This is a genomic window from uncultured Gimesia sp., from assembly GCF_963972345.1.
Taxonomy (GTDB): domain Bacteria; phylum Planctomycetota; class Planctomycetia; order Planctomycetales; family Planctomycetaceae; genus Gimesia.
Map to the genome: position 1 here is coordinate 1 of NZ_CAXAVM010000235.1, position 10,433 is coordinate 10,433.

Below are 10,433 nucleotides of genomic sequence, written 5' to 3' on the forward strand. Positions count from 1 at the left end.
AGGGGATCTGCTGACCGACCCACCAGCTTTGTTCCTTGATTTGAATGCTGGCCGGCCGTACTTCTGCGGCATGGATCATCCGGGGTAACACCAGCAACAGGTATATCGTCAGCGTCAAACATAAAGAAACCTTCATTGCTGACCCTCTTCCCGTGCATACTGATAAGCGAATTTGGAACGAAGAAAATCAGCAGGATTCGTCTGCACTCGTCTTAACCAGATTGACTGGATACTCGCATCAGACGAGGCTTGTTCTCCAGCTGTTTCTGTATCCTGTCCGCCGGAGTCCTGCTTCCTGTCATATACAATTTTGTCGGCTCCCTCTCTCTGATCACCCAGGTCTCCCCCTGTTGATTCTTTCATTTTCGCGCGTGCTTCCGCGATGGCACGATTCTCCTCTGCCTCTTTCCACTCAGGTCGAAGTTTGAGTGCCTGGTCATACTGTTCGATGGCAGTCTCATATTTACCGAGCAGCATCCAGGCATTGCCGGCATTAAACTTCGCCTGGGGTGTTGAGGCCCTGGCATATGCCTGCGCCGCTTTTTCGAACTCACCCGCCCGGTACCAGGCCGTTCCCTGCCAGCGTGGATCTTGGAATACTTTCGCAGCTTCCTGGTATTTCTGTTGTTTAAACAGACGCTGCCCCTGCTGGTCCGTCGTTAACCACCAGTTGGTCCATGACAGCGCAAGCAGTGCAATGATCGAGCTTCTCATGTTTCTCCCCTGCCGCTGGTTCGTTCCTCACGTCGGAAAGAGAATGCTACCATCATCGCGAGTAAGGGAACCAGCCAGTATCCGGCTTCTTCCCAGCGCTGGTCTTTTCCAGAGACGCTGATCACCGATTTCCGTTCGGCCGTTTTTGAAATATGTTCCAGATCTTCATCGTCCGGCGTCAGCTTGACCACTGTCGCTTGCAGAGATTCCGCTGCCTGTTGAACGGTCGCATCATCCCTGAGTGAAAGAAACTGGATGGGGTACGCGGCGGTTTTCTTTTGAGCGTTCTTCAATGCAGCTGAATCGGCTATCACACTGTCTGCTATGACCAGCAGGGTTCCACCTGAATTCTGCCCGGAAAGAATCTGGTCTGCTTTCTCGATTGCCAGATCAAGCCGGTCGCCGGGTTCAGGCATAATCTCTGAACTGATTTGTGAAGCCATCTCTGCTACAACGGAGGTGTCCCGCGTAGGTGGTAGCACCAGATGGGCCGAACCAGCATACGCGATCAAACCGATTGGCTGTCCTTTACGGATTTTCACCAGATCGGCAATTTTCAGCCGGGCGCGCTCCAATGCTGAGGGCTGAGGATCGGGCTGGTTCATACTCTTGTCAGCTTTTAGCAGCACCATCAGGGGCGCAGCATCCGCGGCAAACGGGTTGGGTTCCTGTTTCCACGTGGGGCCGGAGCTGGCGATGATGGCAATCATCCAGCCAGCGAGTAACCAGAACGTTGCCTGGTCTCGATGGTTCAAATTTCTGACAATCAGCGCCTGCAATAATTCCGGAGCAACCTGCTCGCGCCAGCCGCGTAATGGTTCCGTATTTCGATACCAGAGCCACCATAATCCTGCAGCGAGTGGGATAAGCAGTAACCAGCCGGGACGGAGGAAATGAAAGTGGGTCCAGAATTCCATCATGACACTACCTCCAGCTGGCCATTCTGCGGATTCACCCTGACTTCCGTCTGTTGAGCTTTTAATGGAATCTTACGGCGGGATCGGTAAACGGTATACGATTTCTCAATCAGGGAAACAAACAGAGCAGCCACGACGAAATAATAATACAGGTCTCGGCGCGGACGATGGCTGATTGTCTTTACCTCCCGGGTTTCGATTTTATCCAGTTCCTGGTAGATCGATTCCAGTTGCCTGCGATCGGCGGCGAAATAATATGAACCCTTTGCCGCTTGGGCGACATCCTTTAATGCCTGTTGGTCGAGCTTATCCTCGCCAGCAGTCGTGGGATCTCCCATGGCAACGGTATAGATGCGAATCTCACGCTGGGCAGCGATCCGGGCTGCTTCCACCGGTGGGACTTGACTTTTCGTGTCATTTCCATCTGTCAGGGCAATGATTGTTTTCGCAGGCACCTGGCTGTCCTGAAAGAGATTCACTCCCAGTCCGATCGCATCGCCGAACGCGGTCTGCGGTCCGGCCATTCCCACATCACATTCGTCAAGCAGCGTTCGGGTGAGTGACAAATCGGTCGAAAAGGGAGCCTGGAGATAGGGTGCCGAGCCAAAGACAACCAGACCCACACGGTCTCCCTTGCGTCGAACCAGAAAATCCCCCAGAACTTCTTTCACCGCTTCCAGCCTGGTAATCGCCTGGCCTGCAGGGTTCATAAAGTCTTTCTGGTCCATTGAACTGGAGAGGTCCACCAGCAGCAGCAGGTCACGGACAGGAATCTCTTTAACGACCGGAGGCTCAATCCACTGCGGGCGTGCCAGCGCGCACAGAACCAGTAGCCAGATGAGCGCGGGCAGCATCAGTTTCCACGTCTTCCTGACAGTCGCCGGAACTGCTCCCTGCTGCTGCATCACTGCCGACAGACGTGCGCCAAAAGGAACACGTACAGCGATTCCTCCTGTTTGTCGGGCGGGGAAAAAAACTCTCACCAGCCAGGGAAGTGGCAGCAAGGCAAAGATCCAGGGATACGAAAAGGCAAACATAAGGGCTAACCGATCAGCGTTGTTTCGCAGGTTGGGTATCACACAGCGGGTTTTGGTGATGTCGTCTGATCCATTGGGCAGCATACGCTTTGAGCTCTTTTATATCGCAGTCAGATTCCGTTGAATCGTAGACGCCAGCCGACAGTTGTTGACGAATCTGGTCCGGCATACTGACAGGTGCCCGGTCTATCAGCCATTCGGTCCAGCTCGAACCTGTTTTTGCTGCTATTTCGGATCGAGGGGCAACCGCAAGCGCCGTACGCCTTAAAAGTTCAGAGACCGCTGGAATCGAACAAGCCTGTTGCAGTTCGACCAGCGCGATTCGGCGATAATGATTAGATCTCCAATGCTGCCAGTAACAACAGCCCAGGTACAGAATCGCGCAGAGCAGAACCACCAGGACCACATACCAGCCAGGTGCCCAAGGCCACCAGGAGATCGGTTCGGGGACGATAATATCGTGCATCCGATCAAGGTCTGTTGCGTCATTTTTCATTTTGCTGTCGTCCGATGCCCCAGCAGCGAAAGAACCTGCTTACCTGCCGAAACCGATGTGGAAATCGGCATGACGGGAACTTTCAAGTTGCGAAATATTTTCTGCCATTCATCGACACGGTCCTGGAACGCCTGTCGGAACTGACTTTGAAACAGGCCGCCTTCCGGAATCTCCCATATTGACCCTCTATCGACGGCCACCATGCCGGGGGCACCGCAAAGTGAAGCTCCCAGTGGATCATAGACGGCTGCGACCAGCATGTCGTTGCGCGCGGCAATGAGAGTCGAGAGCCTGCGCGTTTCCGCATCAGCGCCATCCAGATCACTGATCAAGACCACCAGGCAATCATGTTTCGCCACGTGTAACGCTTTTTCCAAGGCATCGTTTAAAGTAGTTGTGCCTGCTGCTGGCTGGTCTGACGCCAGTTGCTGATTCATTTTGACGATCTCATGAAACAGCCTTAACACGCGCGTTCGGCTGCGATGCGGTCTGATTTCTACCACTTCGTTTTCATTAAAGACGATGCCCCCCACCCGATCTCCGGCTTCCAGCGAGCGCCAGGCACCTAATGCAGCCAGTTCCGCTGCCACCACTGACTTGAATGCCCGGCGCGAGCCGAAAAACATCGAAGAACGCTGATCCACGACAATTATAACCGGGCGTTCACGCTCTTCACTATAAGACCGCACGTGTGTTGAGCGGAGTCGTGCTGTTGCTTTCCAGTCGATGGTCCGGACGTCGTCTCCCGGGTGATAATGCCGCAGTTCTTCAAAAGTCAATCCCCGCCCCCGCAAACGGGATGCGTGGCGTCCCGACAATAATGAGGAAACCGGTTGCCGGGGCAGCAATGAAAATCCCCGTGCTTCGGCTTTCATCAATATCATTTCTTTGAGTGAGATGGAGACGCTCATTGGCTGTCCTCAGATGGCGACGACCATTTTCAGAAGTTCTTCGATGACATCCGTTCGCGAGATACCCTCTGCTTCTGCTTCGTATGTTAAATGAACCCGGTGTGCCAGACATGCGGGAGCGACTGCGCGAATATTATCCGGCGAGACAAAATCCTGATGATTCAGCCAGGCATGTGCGCGGGCCGCCGCGTCCAGGGCAAGCGTCCCCCGGGGACTGGCACCCAGACGAATCCAATGGGAGAGTTTCCCCTCGAAGCGATCCGGATGTCGGGTAGCCAGAACCAGATCCACAATATATTGTTCAGCAGCTGCGGCGACCTGGATATCAAAGATCTGCTTGCGGGCTGCGAAGATTGCTTCCTGAGGTACAGGAGTCGGTAACTGCTGGCCTTGCGAGGCTTTTTCTTTTCGAACCAGTCGCAGAATGGCAAGTTCATTCTCACTGACAGGATAGTCTACATTGACATACAGCAGAAACCGGTCCATCTGCGCTTCCGGCAGAGGATACGTTCCCTCCTGTTCAATCGGGTTCTGCGTCGCCAGTACGAGAAACAGATCAGGCAGTCGATGTGTCTCCCCCGCCACCGTGACCTGACGCTCTTCCATCGCCTCCAGCAGAGATGACTGCACTTTCGCCGGTGCCCGGTTGATTTCATCAGCCAGAATCAGATTTCCGAAAACAGGACCCGGCTGAAACTCAAACGTCGCGTTCTGCTCGCGGTAGATTTCTGAACCTGTCACATCAGAAGGTAACAGGTCCGGAGTAAACTGGATGCGACTGAAGCTGCTTTCGATCAATCCGGATAGCGTTTTGATAGAGCGCGTTTTGGCAGTTCCAGGCAGACCCTCAAGTAATACATGTCCATCTGCCAGCAGCGCAATCAACAATCGTTCGACCACCGTCTGCTGTCCCAGGATCGCCTGATTCATGGCTTCAGAAATCTGCAGAATCGATTCACGCGGATCCATGCACGTTCCTTTTATCAGTGTCTGGCAACTTCAGGAGCATTGCCTGTCAAAGAGATCAAAGCGGAGCGCCTGTTAAAAGTCGCTCCGCTTTGAACGAAATACTTCAGTCAGTCAGGCAAGGTTTATTGTGCCCCGCCAGTCCCTTCCTGCAGTTTTTTCATCACATCATCCAGATTGAAACTGGATGGTTTCTGACGGGGAGGAAACTCTTTGAACGTTTCCAGGAAATTCCCCGCGTATTGCTGAGCAGGAACCAGCAGGAATGCGTGGTCCAGCATCCAGTCATAATAGGTATTGGATGTGATGTCTGCCTGTTCGTAAGGATCTGCCCTCAGGTCAAACATTTTTGGGAGTCTGAGTGGTGTAAAAGGCTCTGCCCAGACTTTGAGTGTTCCCCTCGCACGCTGTTCCAGAAAGACCAGTTTCCAGTTTTCGAATCTTAAACCCACCAGTTGTCCATCGTCATTAAAGTAGAAGAACGAATTGCGTGGGGACTCTTTCTCCTGACCGGTCAGATAAGGCAGAATGTTATACCCATCCAGGTGAACTTTAAACTGTTTCTCACCCGCGGTATGCCCTTTGAGCAGTTTGCCTTTGATGTCTTTCTCACCCGCGGCTGCCAGTAGAGTAGGTAACCAGTCGAGGCCACTGACGATTTCATTTGAAACAGTACCTGCTTTGATTTTTCCCGGCCAGCGAATCGCACAAGGCACGCGGAACGCACCTTCCCAGTTGGAATTTTTCTCATTGCGGAAGGGGCTCAGGCCAGCATCGGGCCAGGAATTTTTATGCGGACCGTTATCAGTTGTGTAAATCACAATCGTATTATCGGCAATTCCCAGTTCATCGAGTTTCTTTAATAGTGTTCCGACCTGCTTGTCATGCTCAATCATTCCGTCTGCGTATTCTGTGCGCGCCGTGAGGCCTGGTTTGTCACGATGCTCTTCCCGGACATGGGTTCGAAAATGCATGCGGGTGGCATTCCACCAGCAGAAGAATGGTTTTTCCGCTTTTGTCTGGCGTTCAATGAAATCGATGGCGGCAGCCGAAGTTTCGTCATCGACTGTCTCCATTCGTTTTTTCGTCAACGGGCCAGTATCTTCAATTTTGCCGTCGGCGCTTGATTTAATCACACCACGAGGCCCGAATTTCTTCCGGAATTCTGGATCACTGGGGTAATTGCGGTTTTCCGGTTCTTCTTCCGCATTCAGATGGTAAAGGTTACCCAGGAACTCATCGAAACCATGATTGGTCGGCAGGAATTCATCCTTGTCTCCCAGGTGATTTTTGCCAAACTGCCCGGTACTGTATCCCAGTGGCTTAAGAAGTTCTGCGATCGTGGGATCTTCTGCCCGTAATCCCAGATCAGCTCCGGGAAGTCCCACCTTGGAAAGTCCAGTTCGATAAGTACATTGACCAGTCAGAAATGTGGAACGACCTGCAGTACAGCTCTGTTCCGCGTAATAGTCAGTGAATATCACACCTTCCCGGGCAACCCGGTCAATGTTCGGCGTGCGGTAGCCCACCAGCCCCATTGAATAGGACGAGACATTCGTCTGCCCGATGTCGTCACCAAATATAACGAGAATATTCGGTTTGTTACTACTTGAGCTGTTCTGTTGCGCAAACGACTGTGTCACCAGTGTGGCACAGACCAGGAGCGCGACAGCCCCAGACAGAGATAATCTTTTCATAGCGGCTGCTCCCTGACAGGATTTTGAAATGACAATGTCTCAAGCGAGGGTTCAGTCAACTGAATACGAAAATCAGTTTGTTTGACAGGCCCGGAAACTGAACTGCAAAGTGACACTTATTCATCGATACTACCCAAAACGATTTCTGTTAGCCAGTGAAAAAATGATGAAATCGATTCGGAATGATTGCCTTAATCTTCTTGTTGATTTTAGGAAATAGAGACAGCTTTTTATGCAACTGTTGCTGCAAAACAACAGAGTGTGAATCAGACTTCCAGATATTTTGGTCTAATAATCTTGTGGGAGATACAAGGTGTTCTGCCTGACATCATGATTCATTAGGTTTGCTCATTAATTACCGGTCCTGCGAGAAGCTTTTCCTGAGCCTGAAATCGCGGGTGACCTACCGTTCCTCCGGATGCAAGATTTTAGACAGCGAGGTTACTTTGATCAGTCTCCTGAAGCAGAAAATTTATGAAAAGGATTTTGCACTCATCGTGACAGAACCCATTATCTCTGTCCTGTAAAATGAGATAGCGCTGCTTGCCGACATTCTGAATCGGGGTTTTCAAGACGACGTTTCTGTGATACAAATTGCGCTCTCATTTCTTCGCCTTTCTCCGAAATCTATTGCACCTCTCACCTCTCCCATTCATCATGCAATTGATCTCAATCAATATTGGTACCTTTCTGTTCGCGATTGCTGCAGTTGTCACCAGCGTCGCAGCCAGGGACATTCCCTCTTCAATTCCGCCTGCGCCAGCTGCTCAGGGAGAAGCGGATCGGTTTCCTGATTCTGAGACAGAAGGACCCGGCAGAGTCCGGTTTATCTTTGATGAGAATGCAGACCTGGATTCTTATGAGAGTCCAGAGTCACGGTCTGAAAATGGGATTGTCACTCCGTTGACGATGTCTACCGGATCCGAAGAAGTGAATCCGGAACTGTTGGCGAATCCTTATTTTACTGATGCGAGAAAATTCAATGTGGGTCTGGATCTGTATTCTGCTCCTTCTTTTTCGGACGGTTTGATCATCTTTGGTAAAGATGCCGCGATGAAAATCGGCGGTCTGGTGAAAGCCGACTTCATCTATGATTTCGATCCGATTGACTCGACAGACTCTTTTGTGACATCCAGCATTCCAATCGGGGCGCCCCATCGGACCAATGCCCGGTTTCATGCCCGGCAGTCGCGGATGAGCTTTGATACACGGTGGCTTACCAACGACCGGCTGATTCGCGTGTATGTGGAGGGAGATTTTTTCAGTGACGGAAATCGTTTTCGTTTACGACATGCTTTTGGTGAATCGGGGTCGCTCCTGGTCGGACAGACGTGGACCACTTTTGCCGATGTGGCAGCTGCCCCGGCGACTCTGGATTTTGAAGGTTCCGTTTCCAGCGTCAACCGACGACAGGCGCAAGCCCGCTGGACACAAAATATCTTTAATGAAAATACCACCTTCGCGGTATCGGTGGAGGATACGAATTTTATCATTGAGCCCCCGATGGGTATCACGGGAGAGCCACGTAATCCCTCACCCGATTTTGTGACCCGACTGCGATATGAAAACGATTGTGCCCAATATCAGATTGCCGGTCTGTACCGGGTCGTGGGCTTTCAACCGACCGGTCAGTCAGTGGTCACGGCGTTTGCCTGGGGTTTCAACATGACGGGAGTGCGGTTGATCACAGAGCGCACCAAAGTTTATTCGCAGATTGTTTTCGGCGAGGGAATCGGCAGTTATCGTTCTCTGCCGGATGCAGCCCCTACAGCGGCAAATCAGGCTGGTCTGCTCCCCATGTTTGGCTGGATGGTCGGTTTAACTCACGACTGGAATGATTCACTCAGTTCCAACTTTACCTATGCCGAAAACAGCCTTGATACCACGGCATTTCAATCTCCGACCGATGTGAAACAGATCACTTACCTGGCTGCCAACCTGATCTGGAGTCCCATGAATAATGTCAAAATCGGAGTCGAATATCTCTACGGAACAAAAGATAATGTAGGAGGTGACTCAGGTGATGCCCATCGATTACAGACTTCCTTCATCTTTGACCTGCCCTGATCCCGGGAACAGGTGGAAAGTCACTTTCAGTCCGGAAAGCTGATCTTCCTAGCGCCATTCGCATACGCAGAAATCCAAGCCGGTTGGGATCAAGAGGTAAACCGTAACGAAACACCCAAGCCCATCTGACTTTTTTGAACCGTTATAAGTCGATGACAGCTCTCAAGCCGACCAGCAGGGCGGTGTCTACTGTCTGGCGGGCCGGACGGAGTACCTGCATGTCGGCGGTGAGATGAAACCATTTTGTGACTTCGATATTGTAGAACAGTTCCACGCCGTATCCATCCCCCACGCCTCCCAGAATGTTATTGATGAAGGGAGCCAGTCGGTCACTGGTGGCGGAATAATACCAGCCTACCCCGAAGGTATCTGCTTCGCGGCTGGAGATCGGGCTGTTTCCCCCGACACCAAAGCTGAGGAACCATTCAATCGGGTTCGTATCTGCGTCCGCAATACCGGCACGACCAAAGACACCCCAGCCGCGCGAGGGATCACAGGGGTCCACAAAAAGATATTGATCGAAGTTCCAGTACAATGACCAGGAATCCGTTTTGCGATCGATGGGAATATCAGGCAGAACGATAAACGGATCCTGTTCAAGAGCCGCATAATCTCGACTGCTCCAGCTGGCACCAAACAGGAAATGTCCAGGTCGGCCAAAAAGATTTGTGGGAAGTCGCAGTTCCGGGATGACGGAGGCACCGTTGGCAAACAGTTCCTCAAAGCCACTGGTGCGGGAGGTATCGGTGGAGTTGATCACGGTGAAGGTAAAGATCGGCTCACCATCCCGCAGAATCAGGAAGCCGGTTCCCAGCGAAGAGTAAACAATGGTACGCAGGCCAATGGGAGTGGCAACAAAAGCGGCGTTCGAGAATTGTGTTTTACCACGACCGTGTGCGAATGCATTCATGTCACCATCGAGTGTATCCAGTTTACCGGCGAAAACCCCGAACGATTCGGAAAACATCTGGGTAAACAGAACATTAGTCAGATAGAGCTGATCACTGTCGGCGACCGGGAGATCAGTCAGTACGTTGGCCGGGATGATTGCCCCTGTGGCACTGTTAATACTTTCGCCGAAACGGTGCTCTGCGCGAAGCTTCACAAACAATCCCTGCGGGCCGCCGAGCTTGCCCGAATCGATATTCATTACGTAGTCGCCGTGCCCGGCGTAGCGGAATTCCTGCTCAGCGCCTCCTGCTGCAACCCCCATATAAAACTGGGCGACGTCGGCATCGAATGTGATACCTTGTTCCGCCAGACAGGGACGTCGTTGAAACAGGTTTTCCGTCAGAGTGGTTTGAGTCCAGAAGTCAGGTTCACTCCATTCGCAGCTGGTGCACGCCTCTTGATCGCTGAGGTCTGCTGACTGGGACTCTTCGATCAGCGACTCCGGTAACGCATCGTTGGCGAATGTGCTGCGAGCGGAAATGACTAGACTGGCAATGCAAAGGGAATACCCGACCGATCTGAGAATCGGACGAATTTGCAAATTGTGGCGACGTTTCATCAAGCCTGTGAGCATAGCAAATCTCGAAAAGCATCCTGAAAAATAAGCAGGTCCTTTCGGTACTTTTCGTCGTGTTTCTCCCTCGACACGATGAATTTTCCATTCAATCCGAATAATC

General features: G+C 51.9%; 9 protein-coding genes. 1 reads left to right on the forward strand and 8 read right to left on the reverse strand.

The features are described 5' to 3' along the window. Positions 1-132 precede the first annotated feature (132 nt). From AACZ40_RS25560 to AACZ40_RS25590, 7 genes are all read right to left on the reverse strand, one after another. Positions 133-714: a tetratricopeptide repeat protein gene (locus AACZ40_RS25560; RefSeq protein ID WP_291171787.1), complete on the reverse strand. Its 582-nt coding sequence runs from the start codon at positions 712-714 to the stop codon at positions 133-135. Further along, complete coding sequence (locus AACZ40_RS25565) at positions 711-1,634, reverse strand: VWA domain-containing protein (RefSeq protein WP_291171790.1); 924 nt, start codon at positions 1,632-1,634, stop codon at positions 711-713. Before AACZ40_RS25565 ends, AACZ40_RS25560 begins: the two co-directional genes overlap by 4 nt. Continuing rightward, positions 1,631-2,752, reverse strand: coding sequence for a VWA domain-containing protein (locus AACZ40_RS25570; RefSeq protein WP_291171793.1), 1,122 nt, complete (start codon positions 2,750-2,752; stop codon positions 1,631-1,633). Before AACZ40_RS25570 ends, AACZ40_RS25565 begins: the two co-directional genes overlap by 4 nt. Next, a complete protein-coding gene (locus tag AACZ40_RS25575) occupies positions 2,682-3,164 on the reverse strand; it encodes a DUF4381 domain-containing protein (protein ID WP_291171795.1) in 483 nt (160 codons plus the stop codon). The genes AACZ40_RS25570 and AACZ40_RS25575 overlap by 71 nt, the downstream gene beginning before the upstream one ends. Further along, positions 3,161-4,075 carry a DUF58 domain-containing protein gene (locus AACZ40_RS25580; protein ID WP_291171798.1) on the reverse strand — a complete coding sequence of 305 codons (915 nt, stop codon included), beginning with the start codon at positions 4,073-4,075 and terminating at the stop codon, positions 3,161-3,163. Before AACZ40_RS25580 ends, AACZ40_RS25575 begins: the two co-directional genes overlap by 4 nt. A 9-nt stretch (positions 4,076-4,084) precedes the next feature. Next, on the reverse strand, positions 4,085-5,044 hold the full coding sequence (locus AACZ40_RS25585; protein WP_291171801.1) for an AAA family ATPase: 960 nt from the start codon (positions 5,042-5,044) through the stop codon (positions 4,085-4,087). 122 nt (positions 5,045-5,166) lie between these two features. Further along, positions 5,167-6,738: an arylsulfatase gene (locus tag AACZ40_RS25590; protein ID WP_291171804.1), complete on the reverse strand. Its 1,572-nt coding sequence runs from the start codon at positions 6,736-6,738 to the stop codon at positions 5,167-5,169. A gap of 657 nt (positions 6,739-7,395) precedes the next feature. Here AACZ40_RS25590 and AACZ40_RS25595 point away from each other — a divergent pair. Further along, positions 7,396-8,805 carry a DcaP family trimeric outer membrane transporter gene (locus tag AACZ40_RS25595; RefSeq protein ID WP_291171807.1) on the forward strand — a complete coding sequence of 470 codons (1,410 nt, stop codon included), beginning with the start codon at positions 7,396-7,398 and terminating at the stop codon, positions 8,803-8,805. 142 nt (positions 8,806-8,947) lie between these two features. On the opposite strand, the gene AACZ40_RS25600 is transcribed toward AACZ40_RS25595, so the two are convergent. After that, a partial coding sequence (locus AACZ40_RS25600) for a carbohydrate porin (protein ID WP_339676379.1) occupies positions 8,948-10,433 on the reverse strand: 1,486 nt, incomplete at its 5' end.

Coding starts and splice junctions, on each gene's coding strand:
- AACZ40_RS25575 (WP_291171795.1), bottom strand. CDS start 3,164: ATGAAAAATGACGCAACAGACCTTGATCGGATGCACGATATTATCGTC.
- AACZ40_RS25565 (WP_291171790.1), bottom strand. CDS start 1,634: ATGATGGAATTCTGGACCCACTTTCATTTCCTCCGTCCCGGCTGGTTA.
- AACZ40_RS25585 (WP_291171801.1), bottom strand. CDS start 5,044: ATGGATCCGCGTGAATCGATTCTGCAGATTTCTGAAGCCATGAATCAG.
- AACZ40_RS25595 (WP_291171807.1), top strand. CDS start 7,396: ATGCAATTGATCTCAATCAATATTGGTACCTTTCTGTTCGCGATTGCT.
- AACZ40_RS25590 (WP_291171804.1), bottom strand. CDS start 6,738: ATGAAAAGATTATCTCTGTCTGGGGCTGTCGCGCTCCTGGTCTGTGCC.
- AACZ40_RS25580 (WP_291171798.1), bottom strand. CDS start 4,075: ATGAGCGTCTCCATCTCACTCAAAGAAATGATATTGATGAAAGCCGAA.
- AACZ40_RS25570 (WP_291171793.1), bottom strand. CDS start 2,752: ATGCTGCCCAATGGATCAGACGACATCACCAAAACCCGCTGTGTGATA.
- AACZ40_RS25560 (WP_291171787.1), bottom strand. CDS start 714: ATGAGAAGCTCGATCATTGCACTGCTTGCGCTGTCATGGACCAACTGG.